Origin of the sequence: Ligilactobacillus sp. WC1T17 (assembly GCA_900110005.1) — a bacterium.
Classification (GTDB): Bacteria; Bacillota; Bacilli; order Lactobacillales; family Lactobacillaceae; genus Ligilactobacillus; species Ligilactobacillus ruminis_A.
On the sequence record FOCC01000004.1, the window covers coordinates 39,205 to 57,116 of the forward strand.

At 39.6% G+C, this 17,912-nt stretch carries 20 protein-coding genes and 2 tRNA genes; 17 read left to right on the forward strand and 5 right to left on the reverse strand.

Features of this window, described 5'->3' with window-relative positions:
- The first annotated feature begins 10 nt into the window (after window positions 1–10).
- Complete coding sequence (locus tag BMX26_RS03335) at window positions 11–2,365, forward strand: endonuclease MutS2 (RefSeq protein ID WP_075530046.1); 2,355 nt, start codon at window positions 11–13, stop codon at window positions 2,363–2,365.
- A 70-nt stretch (window positions 2,366–2,435) separates the two neighbouring features.
- The gene (trxA, locus tag BMX26_RS03340; RefSeq protein ID WP_075530047.1) at window positions 2,436–2,744 is read left to right on the forward strand and encodes a thioredoxin; all 309 of its coding nucleotides are present in this window, start codon (window positions 2,436–2,438) and stop codon (window positions 2,742–2,744) included.
- A 36-nt stretch (window positions 2,745–2,780) separates the two neighbouring features.
- Here trxA and BMX26_RS03345 read toward each other — a convergent pair whose 3' ends face one another.
- The gene (locus BMX26_RS03345; RefSeq protein ID WP_075530048.1) at window positions 2,781–3,272 is read right to left on the reverse strand and encodes a YslB family protein; all 492 of its coding nucleotides are present in this window, start codon (window positions 3,270–3,272) and stop codon (window positions 2,781–2,783) included.
- Window positions 3,273–3,431: 159 nt separating this feature from the next.
- On the opposite strand from BMX26_RS03345, the gene BMX26_RS03350 reads away from it, so the two are divergent.
- From BMX26_RS03350 to BMX26_RS03370, 4 genes are all read left to right on the forward strand, one after another.
- A complete protein-coding gene (locus BMX26_RS03350; protein WP_075530049.1) occupies window positions 3,432–4,028 on the forward strand; it encodes an XTP/dITP diphosphatase in 597 nt (198 codons plus the stop codon).
- An 8-nt stretch (window positions 4,029–4,036) separates the two neighbouring features.
- Window positions 4,037–4,558, forward strand: a complete 522-nt coding sequence (locus BMX26_RS03355; protein WP_075530050.1) for a metallophosphoesterase — start codon at window positions 4,037–4,039, stop codon at window positions 4,556–4,558.
- Window positions 4,559–4,791: 233 nt separating this feature from the next.
- A tRNA-Glu gene (locus BMX26_RS03365) sits at window positions 4,792–4,864 on the forward strand.
- A gap of 148 nt (window positions 4,865–5,012) precedes the next feature.
- Window positions 5,013–5,309: a hypothetical protein gene (locus BMX26_RS03370; protein WP_075530052.1), complete on the forward strand. Its 297-nt coding sequence runs from the start codon at window positions 5,013–5,015 to the stop codon at window positions 5,307–5,309.
- Between the two features lie 91 nt (window positions 5,310–5,400).
- On the opposite strand, the gene BMX26_RS03375 is transcribed toward BMX26_RS03370, so the two are convergent.
- Window positions 5,401–5,473, reverse strand: a tRNA-Gln gene (locus tag BMX26_RS03375).
- A gap of 85 nt (window positions 5,474–5,558) precedes the next feature.
- On the opposite strand from BMX26_RS03375, the gene BMX26_RS03380 reads away from it, so the two are divergent.
- The 5 genes from BMX26_RS03380 (at window position 5,559) to BMX26_RS03400 (ending at window position 9,939) form a co-directional block, all read left to right on the forward strand.
- A complete protein-coding gene (locus tag BMX26_RS03380) occupies window positions 5,559–5,924 on the forward strand; it encodes an acylphosphatase (RefSeq protein ID WP_225355194.1) in 366 nt (121 codons plus the stop codon).
- Between the two features lie 297 nt (window positions 5,925–6,221).
- Window positions 6,222–7,613, forward strand: a complete 1,392-nt coding sequence (locus BMX26_RS03385; protein ID WP_412771398.1) for an amino acid ABC transporter substrate-binding protein/permease — start codon at window positions 6,222–6,224, stop codon at window positions 7,611–7,613.
- The gene (locus tag BMX26_RS03390) at window positions 7,613–8,353 is read left to right on the forward strand and encodes an amino acid ABC transporter ATP-binding protein (protein WP_075530054.1); all 741 of its coding nucleotides are present in this window, start codon (window positions 7,613–7,615) and stop codon (window positions 8,351–8,353) included. The genes BMX26_RS03385 and BMX26_RS03390 overlap by 1 nt, the downstream gene beginning before the upstream one ends.
- A 50-nt stretch (window positions 8,354–8,403) precedes the next feature.
- A complete protein-coding gene (locus BMX26_RS03395; protein ID WP_075530055.1) occupies window positions 8,404–8,667 on the forward strand; it encodes a LysR family transcriptional regulator in 264 nt (87 codons plus the stop codon).
- A 75-nt stretch (window positions 8,668–8,742) separates the two neighbouring features.
- A complete protein-coding gene (locus BMX26_RS03400) occupies window positions 8,743–9,939 on the forward strand; it encodes an MFS transporter (RefSeq protein WP_082272463.1) in 1,197 nt (398 codons plus the stop codon).
- Window positions 9,940–9,975: 36 nt separating this feature from the next.
- On the opposite strand, the gene BMX26_RS03405 is transcribed toward BMX26_RS03400, so the two are convergent.
- A complete protein-coding gene (locus tag BMX26_RS03405) occupies window positions 9,976–10,305 on the reverse strand; it encodes a hypothetical protein (protein ID WP_075530056.1) in 330 nt (109 codons plus the stop codon).
- A 144-nt stretch (window positions 10,306–10,449) separates the two neighbouring features.
- On the opposite strand from BMX26_RS03405, the gene BMX26_RS03410 reads away from it, so the two are divergent.
- From BMX26_RS03410 to manA, 3 genes are all read left to right on the forward strand, one after another.
- Complete coding sequence (locus BMX26_RS03410) at window positions 10,450–11,115, forward strand: histidine phosphatase family protein (RefSeq protein WP_082272464.1); 666 nt, start codon at window positions 10,450–10,452, stop codon at window positions 11,113–11,115.
- A gap of 1 nt (window position 11,116) precedes the next feature.
- On the forward strand, window positions 11,117–12,118 hold the full coding sequence (locus tag BMX26_RS03415; RefSeq protein WP_075530058.1) for a serine hydrolase domain-containing protein: 1,002 nt from the start codon (window positions 11,117–11,119) through the stop codon (window positions 12,116–12,118).
- 70 nt (window positions 12,119–12,188) lie between these two features.
- On the forward strand, window positions 12,189–13,151 hold the full coding sequence (gene manA / locus BMX26_RS03420) for a mannose-6-phosphate isomerase, class I (protein ID WP_075530059.1): 963 nt from the start codon (window positions 12,189–12,191) through the stop codon (window positions 13,149–13,151).
- 31 nt (window positions 13,152–13,182) lie between these two features.
- Here the strand turns inward: manA and BMX26_RS03425 are convergent, their stop codons facing one another.
- Together BMX26_RS03425 and BMX26_RS03430 are read right to left on the reverse strand one after the other, a co-directional pair.
- A complete protein-coding gene (locus BMX26_RS03425) occupies window positions 13,183–13,887 on the reverse strand; it encodes a type 1 glutamine amidotransferase (protein WP_075530060.1) in 705 nt (234 codons plus the stop codon).
- The gene (locus BMX26_RS03430; protein ID WP_075530061.1) at window positions 13,887–15,239 is read right to left on the reverse strand and encodes a Mur ligase family protein; all 1,353 of its coding nucleotides are present in this window, start codon (window positions 15,237–15,239) and stop codon (window positions 13,887–13,889) included. Before BMX26_RS03430 ends, BMX26_RS03425 begins: the two co-directional genes overlap by 1 nt.
- A gap of 157 nt (window positions 15,240–15,396) precedes the next feature.
- Between BMX26_RS03430 and BMX26_RS03435 the strand changes: the two genes are divergently transcribed.
- From BMX26_RS03435 to prmC, 3 genes are read left to right on the forward strand one after another with little or no spacing between them, the layout of a single operon-like run.
- Window positions 15,397–15,999 (forward strand): thymidine kinase, encoded by a 603-nt coding sequence (locus BMX26_RS03435; RefSeq protein WP_075530062.1) that lies wholly within the window; start codon window positions 15,397–15,399, stop codon window positions 15,997–15,999.
- Complete coding sequence (prfA, locus tag BMX26_RS03440; protein ID WP_075530063.1) at window positions 15,999–17,081, forward strand: peptide chain release factor 1; 1,083 nt, start codon at window positions 15,999–16,001, stop codon at window positions 17,079–17,081. The genes BMX26_RS03435 and prfA overlap by 1 nt, the downstream gene beginning before the upstream one ends.
- Window positions 17,074–17,910, forward strand: coding sequence for a peptide chain release factor N(5)-glutamine methyltransferase (gene prmC / locus BMX26_RS03445; RefSeq protein ID WP_075530064.1), 837 nt, complete (start codon window positions 17,074–17,076; stop codon window positions 17,908–17,910). Before prfA ends, prmC begins: the two co-directional genes overlap by 8 nt.
- The last annotated feature ends 2 nt before the right edge of the window (window positions 17,911–17,912 follow it).

Sequence of the window (17,912 nt, forward strand, 5' to 3'; positions counted from 1 at the left end):
GGAAGATAGTTTGAATAAAAAAGGATTAAATACACTTGAATACGCTAAAATTATTCAGCGCTTAGCTGCATATATGACAACCGACATGGGACATAAATTAGCTTTAAACCTACTTCCCAGCACTGATTATGCTGAAGTTGTTAAAAGCTTAGCTGAAACTAAGGATGCTAGTGATTTGTTGCGACTCAAAGGCGGCATTCCAGTTCCAAGTTTAATTGATATTACACCTTATTTAAAACGGTTAGAGATTGATGCAACTTTGAATGCCAAGGAACTGGCAGCAATTGGCCGGGTTTTAAGGGCAACTAGTGATGTTAAACGCTTTTTTAGAAATGCCGCTGATGAAGAAATTAAGCTGCAATATTTGGCACAAGAAGCGCAAAAATTAGCGACTTTACCGGAAATTTCACAGCGCTTGCTCAAGTCAATCGAAAATGATGGTCATGTGACTGATGAAGCTTCCCGTCTTTTAGCTAGTTTAAGACGGCAAATTTCGGCAACGGAAGCGGAGATTAGAAGTCGTTTAGGCAATTTTGTCAAAGGCAAATCAGCTAAATATTTAAGTGATGCGCTGGTGACGATTCGTAATGAACGCTACGTTTTACCGGTGAAAGCTGAATATCGTGGTACTTTTGGCGGAATTGTCCATGATCAAAGTTCTTCGGGCCAAACCTTATTTATTGAACCACAGGCAATTGTGGATTTAAATAACCGTTTGCGGCAGCAGCAGGCAGCTGAAAAAGAAGAAATTAAGCGGATTTTGGTCGAACTTTCAGCTATGATTGCGCCTTATACGGCTGAGTTGTGGCATAACGCTGATTTATTGGGTAAATTTGATTTTGTTAACGGCAAGGCGCGATTTGCACATGAATTAAAAGCGACCCAGCCCCTGGTTTCGCAGGAAAATGATGTTTACCTGCGGCAGGTTTGGCATCCATTGCTTGACCCTAAAAAAGCGGTCAAAAATGACATCGCCATTGGTAAAGATTACCAAGCCATGGTGATTACGGGACCTAACACTGGTGGTAAAACAATCACGCTAAAAACATTGGGGCTAGTAAGCATGATGGGGCAAGCCGGCTTATTTATTCCGGCTAATGAAAATAGTCGAATTGGGTTATTTGACGATATTTTTGCAGATATCGGCGATGAACAGTCAATTGAACAAAGTTTGTCGACTTTTTCAGCTCATATGACGACGATTGTGGAGATTTTGAATCATATTGATGAACGTTCTTTAGTTTTATTTGATGAATTAGGTGCGGGAACTGATCCACAAGAAGGGGCTGCCTTAGCCATTGCTATTTTGGATGCCGTTGGTGCTAAAGACAGTTATGTAGTGGCTACAACCCACTATCCAGAACTTAAAGCTTATGGCTATGAACGTCCGCAAACGATTAACGCGTCGATGGAATTTGATGCGCAAACCTTGCAGCCAACCTATCGTCTGTTAATTGGGATTCCTGGTCGTAGTAATGCTTTTGATATTTCAAAAAGGCTGGGACTTGACCCAAGTATTGTGGAAGCAGCGCGCCAATTAACGGCTCAAGACAGTCAAGATCTCAATGAAATGATCGCAGATTTAGTGGCTAAAAGACATGAAGCTGAAGAAGAAAAGGCTGATTTTAAAAAATATTTGGACGAATCTGAAAGTCTATATGAAGATTTGAAAAAAGCTTTTGCCAGCTACCAGCAAGAAAAAGAGCATATGTTAGCGCAAGCCCGTCAGCAAGCCAACGAAATTGTGCAAAATGCACAGCAAAAGGCGGATGCTGTGATTTCTGATTTGCATAAGATGCAGCAAAGCGGAGCTAATATTAAAGAAAATGAATTAATTGATGCTAAAAGTCGCTTAAACGCGCTCGAACAGCCGATGCTTAAGAAAAATAAGGTCTTACGTCGGGCTAAGCAACAACAAGAATTTCACGAAAACGATGATGTCATGGTTAAAACCTATGGGCAAAGAGGCGTGTTAGTGAAAAAATTAGGCCAGCATGAATGGGAAGTGCAGCTGGGTATTTTAAAGATGAAAGTTGACGAAAATGATTTGGAAAAAATCACCATCAAAGAGCAAACTGCTAAAGGAGCGCATACGGTGGTTAAACGGACGGCCTCTAGTCATGTTTCGCCTAAGCTGGATCTTAGAGGTCAAAGATATGAAGAAGCTATGACAAATGTTGACCGGTACATTGATGCTGCTATTTTAGCCGGCTATCCTTCCGTAACATTGGTGCATGGCAAAGGAACCGGTGCTTTAAGAAAAGGAATTGTGGCTTATTTGCAACAAAATCGCGCTGTGAAGCACTTTGAATTTGCACCGCCAAATGCTGGCGGCAATGGAGCAACTATTGTTTACTTTAAGTAAGCAAAAAAATAGCTTACCATAAATAGCTGTGCTAAAATATTTTTTGATAAATAATTAAGGAGGTAGCAAAATGATTGAAACTGCTACAAGTCAAGATTTTAACGAAAAAACAGCTCAAGGACTTTCATTTACTGATTTTTGGGCAACATGGTGCGGTCCTTGCCGGATGCAAAGTCCTGTGGTAGAACAATTAGCAAATGAAATGGACAATGTCAATTTTTATAAAGTTGATGTGGATGCTAACCCTGAAATTGCTGGCCAATTAGGTATTATGAGTATTCCAACAATGGTTGTTAAAAAAGATGGTCAAATTGTTGATACGATTATCGGCTATCATGACAAGGCTTCATTAGCCGAAGTTTTAAAGAAACATATGTAATAAAAAAAGTCTCACTTTGCCGGAGTGAGACTTTTTTTAGTTTTCAGTTTCCTCAGTGTCATCGTGTAGGACTAAAGGAGACATTTCAGGTGCTTCATCTAGGTCAAGCGGGTCTTTGGTGTCAACTTGAATTAAAAAGTTGACAGTATTAGCTGTCTTTTTATCCACAATTGCTTCAGTGATAAAGCCCAGCTGGTTTTGGATCGTTTCAGCTAAGAAGCCGGCTTCAAGCAAAAAGTCAGCGTTTGAATTTAATTGCTGGCGTAAAATGACTTCCGGTCCGCTTAGTTCAAAGTATTGGTTATTACGTTTAGCTTTGGTCCGCTTGAGAGTGCCAAAGCCGGCTTGTGCAAAGAAAACGGGCAAGTCTTCATCTTTAGCCAAAGGGAAAAGGCGGGCGAGGCGTTTGCCGGCCCAGTATAAAATATTATTGTCCCGGCCTAAAAGTTCAGGTAAAAGGACGTCACGCAAGATAGTGACGTCTAATTTATCTTGGGATAAGGCCAAGTCATAGAAATTTTCCTGCATGGTAGAAAGGACTCCTTCAAATAATGTCTACATATTATTATACCTTGTCATTTCTGATTTGGCATTTTTTTTAGATTAATTTATAAATTGAATATTATTTCTTGCAAAGTTGCTTTTTTTTGACCATAATTAAAGACAAGATTAAAGGGGGCAGATGGAATGGAAAAGATTTTAATTGCAACTAAAAATGCGGGCAAGGCGCGGGAATACCGCCAATTATTCGAACCGATGGGGTTAGAAGTTGTAACCTTAGCTGATTTGCCGGAACAAGTAGAAATTAATGAAAATGGGACAACCTTTGCACAAAATGCTTTGATTAAAGCCCAAACCCTCACGGATAAATATCACCTGCCGGTTTTAGCAGATGATTCAGGTCTTGTAGTGGATTATTTAAATGGAGCACCTGGCATTTATTCAGCCCGCTATGCCGGGGATCATGATGATCAAGCTAATAATGCTAAATTGTTGCGCGAATTAGCCGGAGTGCCTAAGGAACAAAGAACGGCTCACTTTCATTGTTCAATTGTAGTTACCGCACCTGATAAAGAGCCCTTAATCGTTGAAGGTAATGTCGCTGGTTATATTTTAGACCAGGCTTATGGCGATGATGGCTTTGGCTACGACCCTTTATTTTACTATCCGCCTTTTGCTAAGACCTTTGGACAAGCGGGGATGGCTGAAAAAAATAAAGTCAGTCACCGCGCTCAAGCAGTCAAAGAATTAATGAAACATTTTGATGCGTGGTACCAAAAGTAGGTGAAAAAATGAAGTACGTAATTGTCAGTGATAGTCATGGTGATCGTGATATTTTAGTTAAATTAGTCGAAAAATATCAAAATGAAGCTGATTTAATTCTGCATTGTGGCGATTCAGAATTAAGATCCAATGATGAACTGTTTACCAAGATGTATGTTGTTATGGGAAATTGTGATTTTGATAGTGGCTTTGATAATGAAAGAATTATCAAAAGAGGACCTGACCGGATGTTCTTGACCCATGGACATTTATATGGTGTTAATTTTAGCCTTGATAAATTAGATTACCAAATGCAGGCCGAAAGCTGCCAAATTGCTTTTTATGGCCACACCCATCAATTATATGCTGATTACGGTCAAGGAAGGCTCATTGTAAATCCCGGCAGCATCAGCCAACCACGCGGACCTTACGCTAAGCTTGGCGGAACGTATGCTGTGCTTGAAAGTTCTAAGGAGGCTTATCATGTTCAATATTATAACCGCCAGTTTGAGCCGGTTGAAAATTTGAAAGCTGTGTTCAAACGTGATTAATGAATTAAATAAGCTGAAAACACGACTGGTTATTTGGTCTGTTATTGATCTGTTGCTTTTGTTGGAGCGGCAATATTTTGCGCCACAATTGATGACTTTAGTCTTTATATGTGCGAGTTTTTGGCTGCTATTCTTATATTTGACATACTTGGTTTTAGCACTAAAAAAGGGACGGAAACCGCGGAAATAGTTGCTTTTTTAAAATTTAAGTGTATAATAATAAGAGTAGTTTTTGCCCGTTGGTCAAATTGGTTAAGACGTCGCCCTCTCAAGGCGGAGTTACGGGTTCGATCCCCGTACGGGTGATAATAGGCTGGGAGTCTTTCCCAGCCTTTCTTGCTATAGTGGTGTTTAAGGGGTAAAAAAATATTTTTAGGCAACATAATTACTTAACATTTAGATGCTATAATTAGTAAAATAAGCAAGAGAAAACTATCAAAAAGGAGGACATGCTATGTTAAGAAGAACCAAGAATTTTTTAAATGCTCATGGCGTTGAGTATGAAAAAGAGCACGTTAATCCGCTGATGGTGCCAGAAAGAGTTTATGTACTTAAATTCGGTAAGCAAGATGGCAAGTTTATGAACCGGTTTATCGTTGAGCATTCCTATACATGGACAGGGCGAGACAAGATTAATAAAATTACTTTGCGGCTTCATGGACAAAAACATCCGCGCGAGTTTAAAAATGAAGCCATGTTGCTACAATACTTGGAACGTCATGTCAAAAGATATGCAAAAGAAGATAAATAAGCAAAAAGTGCTAAACTTCAGGTTGAATGCTGTGGCAACACAGCATTCTTTTTTGTAAAAAAAAACACCAGCCAAAGCCGGTGTCTGACGATTGGGCATACAGGGTTCGAACCTGTAAATTATGGATTCAGAGTCCACTGCCTTACCAATTTGGCGAATGCCCAATAATTAATCAACTATTACAGTATAGTCATAAAAAAGTTGCTTGTCAAGCAAAATCTAATAATATCAATCTAGAGGTGAAGTTTAATGTTTGAAAAATTGAAAGCATTGTTTGAAATGCCAACAACGCAAAATAAAATTAACCCTAACCTGCCTAAATTTGCTGCTTTGTTTACCAGCCAAGAACCCGTTCGATTAGAGCTTTTTTTTACTGGACGGGTTCAAGGAGTCGGGTTCAGATATAATTCAATGGTTGAAGCAAAAGAATTGGGCCTAACAGGCTGGGTTCAGAATTTGGATGACGGCCGGGTACAAATGGAAGTACAGGGGCCAAGCTTAAAGATTGATCAATTAATTAATCAAATGCAGCAAAAACCGCTGGTAGAAATTAAGCACATAACTTATCATCAGCAAGCGTTAAAAGCAGAGCCGAACTTTAAAATGGCTAATTAGTCCATGTTATAAAAAGTTACTTATTAAATTCGAAAATGACGATAAAAATGTGAAAAAAGATTTAATAAAAATATTTGAAAGCAAATTAAAGTAAAAAAAAGCCGAATTTACAGGTATTGAAGGAAATAAATCAAATCATTTAAATTAGTAAGTATAATTCACATGTAGCATTTTATGACAAGAGATGGTATACTGTTGAAAGTAATTTAAAATATTTTCAAGAAAAGGGGAAGTATACCAATGAAAAAGCTATTTTCGTTGTTTTTAGTCTTAACAGGTTTGATCACGGCAGGGCTGATGGCCCAGCAGCAACCTGAACAGGCCCAGGCATCTAAGACATATGTAATTGATACCGATGTAACTTTTCCCCCATTTGTTTACGCTAACGATAAAAACAAATATGTCGGAATTGACATGGAATTGATTCGGACAATTGCAAAAGAAGAAGGCTTTAAAGTAAAAATTAGACCGATTGGGTTTAATGCAGCCATTCAGTCTGTCAGCTCCGGTCAAGCGGATGGTATGATTGCTGGGATGACAATTACTGATGAAAGAAAAGAAAAATTTGATTTTTCAACACCATATTACTCTTCAGGCTTAGTGATGGCAGTTAGTCCTAAGTCTAAAATTAAGGCGTTAACTGACTTAAAGGGTCAAAAAGTAGCTGTTAAAACAGGTACTGCGGGGGCTGATTACGCCAATTCCATCAAAGACCGCTATGGTTTTACGACTGTAACCTTTGATGATTCAGATAACATGTATAATGATGTTAAAAATGGCAATTCAGCAGCCTGCTTTGAAGATAGTGCCGTTTTAAGCTATGGCGTTAAAATAGGTTTAGCCTTGAAGATTGTTACCAAGCCAACTAATCCAGGCTCCTATGGCTTTGCAGTCAAAAAAGGCCATAATCAGAAGTTGCTGAAAATGTTCAATGAAGGTTTAGCCAAGCTAAAGAAAAACGGCAAATACGACCAAATTATTAATAAATACACCGGCTCTAAAGCTGTTTCTAAAAAGAAACAAAATGCTAAAGAAAGTCATACTGTCATGGGCTTGCTTAAGCAAAACAAGAAGGTCTTTTTATCAGGCTTAGCTGAAACAGTTAAATTGACCTTGATTTCGATTGTATTTGCAACTATTTTTGGTATTTTAATCGGTTTATTAGGTGTTGTGCCAAATAAGTTTGCCCAAGGGTTTTCAGCGGTAGTCATTTATATTTTTCGTGGGTTGCCTTTGATTGTGTTAGCTTTATTCATCTATAACGGGATTCCAAGTTTGACAGGTAATAAAATTCCGGCTTTTGTGGCGGGGGTTGTTACCTTGATGTTAAATGAAGGTGCTTATATTGCAGCCTTTGTTAAAGGTGGAATCGAAGCTGTTGATAAAGGTCAAATGGAAGCGGCTAGAAGTTTAGGCTTGCCATTTAATAAAGCCATGAAGAGGGTTGTCTTGCCTCAAGGTATTAAAATTATGGTACCATCTTTTATTAACCAATTTATTATTACTTTAAAAGATACGTCGATTTTATCTGTAATCGGACTTTTGGAATTAACGCAAACAGGTAAGATTATTATTGCCCGCAATTTGGAAGGCTTCAGAGTATGGGCAATTGTAGCGGTAATTTATCTGATTATCATTACAATTTTAACTTTGGCTTCAAAAGGGATTGAACGGAGGATTAATGACTAATGACTGATTTAAGAGTTAATGTAACTGCTTTGACTAAAGATTATGGTTCTAATCATGTCTTGAAGGAAATTGATTTTAAGGTTGCGGATAATGAAGTTGTAGTTTTAATCGGACCTTCAGGATCAGGAAAAAGTACGCTTTTGCGTTGCTTAAATAAGCTAGAAGAGCCTACATCTGGTACAATTGTAATAGATGGGCAAGATATCAGCAATCCGCAGACGGATATTGATAAAGCCCGTGAAAATATTGGGATGGTTTTCCAACATTTCAATTTATTCAATAACTTAAGTGTCAGTGAAAATATTGCTTTAGCACCAGTTGAACTGGGCAAAATGACTAAAGAAGAAGCGCAGGTTAAGGCACATGAATTACTTAAAATGGTTGGTTTGGATGATAAATTCGATGCCATGCCTGCTTCTCTTTCCGGCGGTCAAAAGCAACGGGTTGCAATTGCACGTGCTTTGGCAATGAAACCAGATATTATGTTGTTTGATGAACCCACTTCCGCACTTGATCCGGAAATGGTCGGAGATGTTTTGAAGGTTATGAAAGAATTAGCTCAAGATGGGATGACCATGGTTGTGGTAACACACGAAATGGGCTTTGCTAAAGAAGTGGCTGATCGCGTTGTTTTCATGGCTGATGGTAATATTGTCGAACAAGGCTCCCCTGAAGAAGTCTTTGATCATCCTCAAAATGAACGAACCAAAGCCTTCTTAGATAAGGTAATCAACATCTAATATTGGGACAGCGGGCTGAATGAAAGCCCGCTTTTTTAGGAGGATCTATGATGAAAAAAGTTTTACTTGTAATGCATGATAGTTCCGGCGAATACTACCGGATGAATAAGACGACTTTTGAGACAATGCCAGTGGCAGGACAGTATATTTATAACTCTGACGGGCTGGCATATTTGGTTGAAGAAGTATGTTCTTTTGCCGGATATATTTCTGAAAAAGGTGCCGTAGCGATTTTAGTGGTACATCCGGTTGCCAGTGATTCACCGGAAGCGCAGTTGTTTGGGTTAAATATCGAAGAAGATTTAGACGATTAGCCTAAAGTTATTTGGGGGTTGAAAACTGGTATTGGTAGCGTGATAATAGAGGGTATCGAGCAAGGAGGAATTTTTGTGATTTATAAAGAGATGCCCCTTTCGTGGAAACGAACCTTTATTACGCTTTGGGTTGGCTGTTTTATTACGGGGCTGGGTTTTTCCATGACGATGCCTTTCATGCCACTGTTTATGGAAAGTATCGGCAGTTTTAGCCGGACTGAATTGAACTTTTATTCGGGCTTTGCCTTTTCAGCGACTTTTTTAGCACAAGCAATTGTATCTCCTTACTGGGGAAATTTAGCTGACCGCAAAGGGCGCAAGTTGATGTGTCTTAGAGCTTCAGGTGTTATGACTTTTACCATCCTTTTTACCGGGATGGCAAATAGCGTTTGGATGATTATCGGTTTGCGCTTTTTGCAGGGTGCTTTTTCCGGCTATGTTAATAATGCGACCGCCTTTATGGCTGGTGAAGCGCCTGAAGGCCATTCGGGAGCAGTGATTTCGCAAATGATGACTGCCAGTGTGACGGGTAATTTGATTGGACCGATGGTTGGGGGGGCGATTGCCGGTGTTTTAGGCTATCGTGCCCCATTTTATATTGTAGGTTGTTTGATGGCATTGGTCTTTTTGCTGACTTTAACGACCCAAGAGCACTTCACCCCTATCTCAGCTAAAGAAATGAAGCCGATGAAAGAAATTTTTGCTGGGCTTTCAAATCGTAAATTGATTTATACGATGTTTATTACTACTTTGCTGGTGCAGTCGTCCTTAATGTCAATTTCACCGATTATCAGTTTGTTAGTTAAACAATTGATGCATAATCAAGGCAATGTCTCTTTTGTCAGCGGTGTGGTAGCAGCTATGCCTGGTTTTGGGACTTTGTTGGTAGCGGCTCGTTTGGGGACAAAGATGGATGAAGTTGGTCCGCTAAAGATATTACTGGTCGGCTTAAGCTTGGCTTTTGTTTTCTTTATCCCGATGTATTTTGCGCATACACCGATGTTGTTAGGCTTTTGGCGCTTTTTATTAGGGATGGCTAGTGCTGCTATGCTGCCGGCAGTACAGACTGTTTTAACCAAGAGTGTACCGCATGAAGCCTTTGGCCGCATTTTTAGCTGGAATCAGTCCTTCCAAGCCGCCGGCGGGATGTTTGGACCAATGCTGGGATCAGCAATTGCCAGTGTATTCAGCTATCAAAGTGTTTTCTTGTTTACGGCTAGTTTTGTTTTATTTGATTTGTTTTTAGTTTTAGCTTTCAGAAAAGAGGCATAAGAAAAACCTTAAAGGTGCTAACCTTTAAGGCTTTTTTTATTCATACGATAATTCAATAAAATAAGATTGTTTTTGGGTTAAGTGAGCGGTTGTGGCCCAAACTTCTTTAAAATGCTGGCGGTCGTCTTTTAAAAATTGAGCATAATAATCTAAAAGTTCGCCGTGCTGGGCTACAAAATCATCATCCAAGCGGTTTACCATTAACTTATTATCAGGAAAATAAATATCTGCATCAGCTACCCTAACATGGTCGCTGACAAAAATCTGGACGACATTCGCACAGTTGGCAGTCAGATTAAAACATTCTTTGGGGTGACGTTTTAAGTATGAAAGCAAATTGAAAATTGAATCTGAGTTGCTTGACAAATGAAAAACCTTCTCTTCTCTTTTTCTCTTATTTACATTTTAACAGTTTTTGTAATGAAAATAAATTAAATGAATCTAACCATCAAAATATTTTAGTTAAATGAAGTCTTGTTTTATAATAGTAAGTATGAGAAATGAGGTGAGCTGATGACAATTCATTTTTATTTAGTAAGACATGGTCAAACCCGTCTGAATCGTTCTCGCCGGTTGCAAGGTACGACTAATTCGCCTTTAACTAAAAAAGGGCAGCGGATGGCTAAAAGACTGGGCAAAGAATTAGCCCAAATCAAATTTACGGCCGTCTATACCAGTGATTTACTTAGAACAAAGGAGACGGCAGCTTTGATTTTAGCCGAAAATAAACAGGGATATCCGCCAGTCTATAGTGATCCTGATTTAAGGGAACTGAGTTTTGGTAAATTCGAAGAAGCCAATAATATGACCGTAATACCGACGGCACTTAGAACTTTAGGCCTGAGCAAAATTATCCGCGCTTTTGCCAATGAAGAACATGTGGCTGAATTGACCGAATTATTCCGCACCATGGACGGTGAAGAAGAAATTGAGACATCAGTTCACTTGGAACAACGGTTTAGAAGGGCGTTAGAAACAATTGCGCAAGAATATCAAGGCAGAGATGTTAACTTGCTGATTGTCACGCACGGCTTGATTTTATCGAACTTTATCGAAAGTCTTAATGGTGACGTACCGTTATTTTTGGTGGACAATTCCCGGGCCAGCCGGATTGACTATGAACAAGGAAAGTTTAAAATTATTTATATAAATCAAATTAAGCAAAAGGTGAAATAAAGTGAGTAAAGAAAAAACAAAAGCACTCTTGCATCAACTTGTTACCAAGCAAATTGTGCCAGGAGTTTCTTATGCAATTATGCAACAAGGCCAGGTTGAAGCTGAGGTTTTCGGCAATGAAGCCTTGGTGCCGCATAAAAAAAGACTGACTTGGGGCAAATTGTATGATGTTGCTTCTTTAACCAAGGTCATTGGGACGACGACTTTGATTTTACACTTGCAGGATATTGGAAAATTAACCGTGGATGACCATGTATGTGATTATTTGCCAAAGTTTAGCGATCAGCGGGTCACCTTAAGACATCTTTTGACCCATACATCTAATTTGCAGGGCTACATAAAAAATAGAGACCAGTTAAACAAAGAAGAATTAATCGAGGCGTTATACCAATTAAAAGTAGGCCCTGATTTTGAAAAGAAAGTGGTCTATGCCGACATTGGCCCGATTTTACTAGGCTGGATTATTGAAAAGTTTTATCACTGTCCAGTGCAAGAAGCTATCACTAAAGAAGTCTTGCAGCCTTTGGGGTTAATGGAAAGTATTTTCAGTCCTGCCAGTTCTGATTGCGTACCAACGGAATTAACGCCTCAAAGGGGCCTGATTTGCGGGGTCGTTCACGATCCTAAAGCTTATACTTTAGGTAAAAATTGTGGTTCAGCCGGTTTATTTATGTCCTTAAATGACTTAATCCGTTATGGTATTTGGCTTATGTCAAATGATCCGCATAAACCGGTTGTGTCAGATGCTACTATCAGAAACCTATTCCAAGATCATACGCCAACCAAGGACTTAGGCCGGTCTTTGGGGTGGGATTTACGGCAAAAGCCGGATGGAACAAACTGCCTATACCATACCGGTTTTACAGGGACATTTATTTTATTTGATAAAAAAAATCAAGAAGCTTTGCTCGTGTTGACAAATCGGGTTCATCCGACTGCTGATAATGAAGTGTTCTTGCAGTGGCGTGATCAGATTGTGGATACCTTTTTACAAGAAAATTAGTTTCATGAAATTGTTTTCATTCAAGAAATATGATAGAGTTGACCTATAAATTTAGCAAAGGGATGATTTGATGAGTCAACCATTATTTTTAAAACCTTATTTTCAAGAAAAAATTTGGGGAGGACGCCGCTTAAAAGAGGTGTACGGCTACGATATTCCCAGTGATCATACCGGCGAATGTTGGGCTATTTCAGCACATAAGCATGGACCGTCGACCGTTATTAATGGCCCTTATCAAGGGTTGACTTTAAATCAGGTCTGGGATTTGCATCGTGAAGTATTTGGTAATGCTCAAGGGGATGTTTTCCCGTTATTGACCAAGATTTTAGATGCCAAATTAGACTTGTCTGTGCAGGTTCATCCTGACGATGCTTACGCTTTGAGTCATGAACATGAATTAGGCAAGACGGAGTGCTGGTATGTGTTAAAGGCAGATCCTGGAGCTGTGATGTATTATGGTCATCATGCCAAAACCAGGGCGCAATTAGCTGACATGATTGAAAAAGGCGCATGGGAGCAGTTATTGCGCAAGGTTCCAGTCAAAGAGGGCGATTTTTTATATGTGCCTTCAGGAACGATTCATGCGATTGGAGCTGGGATTATGGTGCTTGAAACCCAGCAAAGTTCTGATACAACTTACCGGCTGTATGATTTTGACCGAGTTGATCAAAAGACCGGTCAAAAACGGGAACTGCATTTAAAACAGTCAATTGAAGTTACTAATGTGCCTCATGTCGATCCAGTGTTAAACCGCCAAGAATATCAAGTGGGCGATGCTAAAATAACGCGTTTTGTGGCAACTGAATTTTTTGCCATTTATAAGTGGCAACTGGATGGCCAGGCGGATTTGAGCCGGCAGGATGCTTTATATACGCTCGTTTCTGTTTTGGACGGGCAAGGAAGTTTGATAGTTGATGGTCAAACTTATCCTTTGAAGAAGGGAATGCATTTTATTTTGCCAAATGATGTTAAAAACTGGCGCTTATCCGGCCAAATGATGTTGATTGCTTCCGAACCGGGAAAGAAAGCTTAAAAAAAGGACTCCTTGTGAGTCCTTTTTTTAATTAATAAGTCGGTTTGATAATTAACGCTTCTTGCTTAGAAAAATCAGCTTGAGGATATTTACGTTTCAAAGCAGCCAGTAAGATACGCTTAGCTAACAAACCATTGCGAGCTAAAATTGGTCCGTGGAAATAAGAGCACCAAACATTTTTATAAATGGCGCCTTCGGTTTGGTCTTGACCGTTATTGCCATGGCCTGAGATGACAGTACCTAAAGGCCTTTCACCTTTACCTAAAAAAGTCATTCCGTTATGGTTTTCAAAACCATGGTAGGTTTCGTTGAATTCTTCGTTTTTGATGGTGATATCGCCAATAAAACGGTTGTGGTCTTGGCTTTTGGTATAATGGTCCAAGGCGTGGATGCCTTCAATTTTTTCACCATGAGCACCAATGTAGTAGTGACCCAACAGTTGGTAGCCGCCGCAGATGGCTAAGATAGGTCCGTCATCTTCAATAAAGGCGGTTAGTTCGTTTTTCATCCGTTGGATATCTTTGGAAACAATTGCTTGCTCAAAATCTTGCCCGCCACCGAAAAAGGCTAAGTCAAAGGCGTCTTTTTTAAAGTCCTGTTCTAAAGAGACTACTTTAACGTCGATGTCGGTGTCCATTTGTTTAGCATAATATTGTAAAACCAAAATATTGCCGATATCGCCATAAGTGTTTAACAAGTCGCCATAAAGGTGTGCAAGTTTTAGTTGATATTTCACTAGTCCATTCCTCCTTTAAGGTAGCCTTGTTCATTTAAAAGTTTACGCAGCTGCAATACAGCAGTATAGGTGGCTAAGACATAAACGTGGCGGGTAGGCATTTGTTTGATAGAGTTGACGACATCGGATAATTTTTCTTCTTGATAAAATTTTTCTTCGTTAACGCCGGCCACTCGCAATCTGAAAGTAATATCTTTAAAGCGTTCGCCACCGGTTAAGACATAAGGAATCTGATCGAAAGGCAGGCTTTCGAATTGTCCATCCCAAATCCAGCTGGTATCAATGCCGTCAGCGTAATTAGCGTTGAGTAAGACAGCTAAGCTGAATGGTTCAGTATCGGTTTTAATCATTTCTAAAACCTGGTCTAAACCAACGGGATTTTTGACCAAAATTAAGGTGACTTCCTTGTCGTCTAATTGAATGACTTCTTGTCGGCCAAAAACTTTTTCATCATTATCACTTAAAGCTTTTGCAATCGTATCTTTGGCGATGCCTAATTCTTGTCCAACTGTATAGGCAGCCAAAGCATTGTAGATGTTGTAGGTTCCGCCAATGTGCAAAGTAATTTGTTGATCATCAATTTCAAAAGTTGAACTTTGTGGCGTTTGCTGGTCAATATGGCTGACATAATGTGTCAATTCAGGCCGCATAAAACCGCAATTAGGGCAGAAATATTTGCCCAAGTTGCTGTAAGTCCGTGCTTTAAAATGCAAAATATGATGACATTTAGGACATAAAAGGCCATCAGTATTGGCGGGGGCTAATTGGTCTTGTTCGGCTTGGTTGTCAAAGCCATAATAAACGACGCGGTTAGGCAAGTTCTTGCTGTTAAAAATCGGCGCATCACCGTTAGCAATCACCGTTGCTTTGGGATGCAGGGCAATACCAGCTAAAATTTTGTCGTAGGTTGTATATATTTCGCCGTAACGATCCATTTGATCACGGAAAAGGTTGGTCAAAACAAAATATTTGGGACTCACATACTGGCAGATAATGGGAACGTTGGCTTCATCAGTTTCTAAAACGGCTAATTTACGCTTTGACTTTTTAGAAACGTGATCAGATAAGAAAGCCGTGACAATTCCTTGCTTCATATTTGAACCGCTGGGATTGGTTAAAACATGCCCGAATGCTTTTTCTAAAACCTTAACTGTTAAAGCAGTCGTCAAGGTTTTGCCGTTAGTGCCGGTGATGACGATAATTTCGTAATCTTTGGCTAGGGCTTTAAGCACATCAGGGTCGAGTTTTAAAGCAATTTTGCCTGGTAAGGATGTTCCTCCGTGAAGAAATTTATGCAAAAACCAGCGGGAACTTTTACCTACTGTTATTGCGAGTGAACTTTTGAAAGACATTTTTTCTTTCCTCCAATTTAAATACATCATTGATATTCTACCATGAATTTTCAAGATGGCACGTATTTTGTTTCTGTAAATTCTTTTTAGGGGTGAAATTTATTTACAAATCATATATACTGGAAAAGAACGAATTTTTTCAGATGGGGGCAGAATTTTGGCACAACTCTTTTTTCGCTACGGTGCGATGAACAGTGGTAAAACCATTGAAATTCTCAAAGTAGCACACAATTATGAAGAACAGGCTAAAAGCGTAATTATCATGACTAGCGGCTTAGATAACCGTGATGAAGTGGGATATGTTTCCAGCCGCATCGGTATGAAACGCAAAGCTGTACCGGTATTTGATGAAGATAATATGTATGACAAAGTGATGGCTGTTAATCCTAAAGCTGCTTGTGTTTTAGTGGATGAAGCACAGTTTCTAAAAAAGCATCATATTTTGGAATTAACCAAGGTAGTGGATGAATTAAACATTCCTGTGATGACTTTTGGCTTAAAAAATGATTTTCAAAATGAATTATTTGAAGGCTCAAAATACCTGCTGCTATATGCTGACAAAATTGAAGAGATGAAAACAATTTGCTGGTTTTGTGCTAAAAAGGCAACCATGAATTTACGGGTTAATAATGGACGCCCAGTCTATGCTGGCGAACAAATTGCTATTGGCGGGAATGAGTCATATTATCCTGTATGCCGCAAGCATTATTTTGCACCACCGGTAAACGAAGCACAAATTATTGTAAAGGAGAATAATTAATGGATAAATTATTAGACAGATTGCAAATGCTGGCTGACCGTTATGAAGAATTAGGCGAACTCTTGTCAGACCCTGATATTATTTCTGATAATAAGCGTTTTATGGAATTATCAAAAGAAATGGCTGATTTGCGGGAAACAGTTGAAAAATTTGCCCAATATAAGCAAGTTTTGCAACAGATTGCTGATGATGAAGAGATGCTTTCAGGCAGCCTTGATGATGACATGGCAGCCATGGTTAAAGAAGAATTGTCAGATTCTAAGAAAGAAAAGCAAGAACTTGAAGAACAAATCAAGATTTTACTTTTGCCTAAAGACCCTAATGATGGCAAGAATTTAATCATGGAAATCCGCGGGGCTGCCGGTGGGGATGAAGCCAGCTTATTTGCTGCTGACTTATTCTCAATGTACAGCAAGTACGCTGAACGTCAAGGCTGGTCAGTTGAAGTAATTGACCGCAACATGACTGAAGTTGGTGGCTTTAAGGAAATTGCGATGGTTATCAACGGCAAAAATGTTTGGTCCAAACTCAAATATGAAAGTGGTGCTCACCGGGTACAACGGGTACCAGTAACTGAATCAGCCGGACGGGTGCATACGTCAACGGCTACAGTGGTAGTTATGCCAGAAGAACAAGATGTTGAAATTGACCTTGATCCGAAAGATATCCGAGTGGACGTTTACCGTTCATCCGGTGCCGGTGGCCAGCATATCAACAAGACCAGTTCAGCGGTGCGGATGACCCACTTGCCAACCGGGATTGTCGTAGCTATGCAAGATCAGCGCTCACAACAGCAAAACCGTGAAAAAGCAATGCAAATTTTAAAGGCTCGTGTTTACGATTACTACAAATCCCAAGAACAAAGCGAATATGATGAAAACCGGAAATCGGCTGTTGGAACCGGAGACCGGTCCGAACGAATCAGAACCTACAATTATCCGCAAAACCGCGTGACTGACCACCGTATAGGTCTATCACTCAACAAATTGGACCGGATTATGAATGGTGAACTTGATGATATCATCAATGCTTTAGTCTTGTATGATCAAACCAAGGCCTTGGAAGAATTGCAAAATGGCTGATAAGATAACCGTTTTTGAAGCCCAGAAATGGGCTTTTTTGCTGGCTGATCAAAATAATTTAGAGCATAGCGCTATTGATTTATTGTTATGTGGGCAAATGGGCTGGAATTTAACCCAACTTTTAACCCATTACCAAGACGAGTTTGACCAAAAGTCATGGGAGCTTTTCCAGGCTAATGTAGCCAAATATTTAAAGGGAATGCCACCGCAATATATCTTGGGATATGCCGCTTTTTTTGGACGTAAATTTAAAGTTAATGAGTATACATTAATTCCGCGCGTTGAAACCCAGGATTTGGTTGAATGGATCTTGCAAGATGGCGTTTGTGGCCGGGTGCTGGATTTAGGCACCGGCAGTGGTGCTATTGGTGTAACATTGAAAAAAGAAAATCCCAAATGTGAGGTGCTTTTAAGTGATATCAGTGCGCCTGCATTGGCGGTGGCTAAGGGAAATGCGCAGGCTTTAGAGGCGGATGTGTCTTTTTGTGTCAGCGATGTTTTTAACGGCATTGCGGGAAAATTTGACGTTGTTGTTTCAAATCCGCCGTATATTGCCTTAGATGAGGCAGAATATATGGATCAAAGTGTGCTGGATTATGAACCTGAATTAGCGTTATTTGCTGAAGATGAAGGTTTAGCGATTTATAAGAAAATTTGCCGAGAAATTAAAGGCCATTTAAACCCTAATGCCAGACTTTACCTTGAGATTGGCTTTTTACAAGGACAAAAACTTGTTTCCTTATTTAAAAAAGCTTATCCTAAGGCGCAAGTGACTCTAAAACAAGATGAAAGCGGACGTGACCGCATGGTGCGGGTTATTTTTAACTAAGA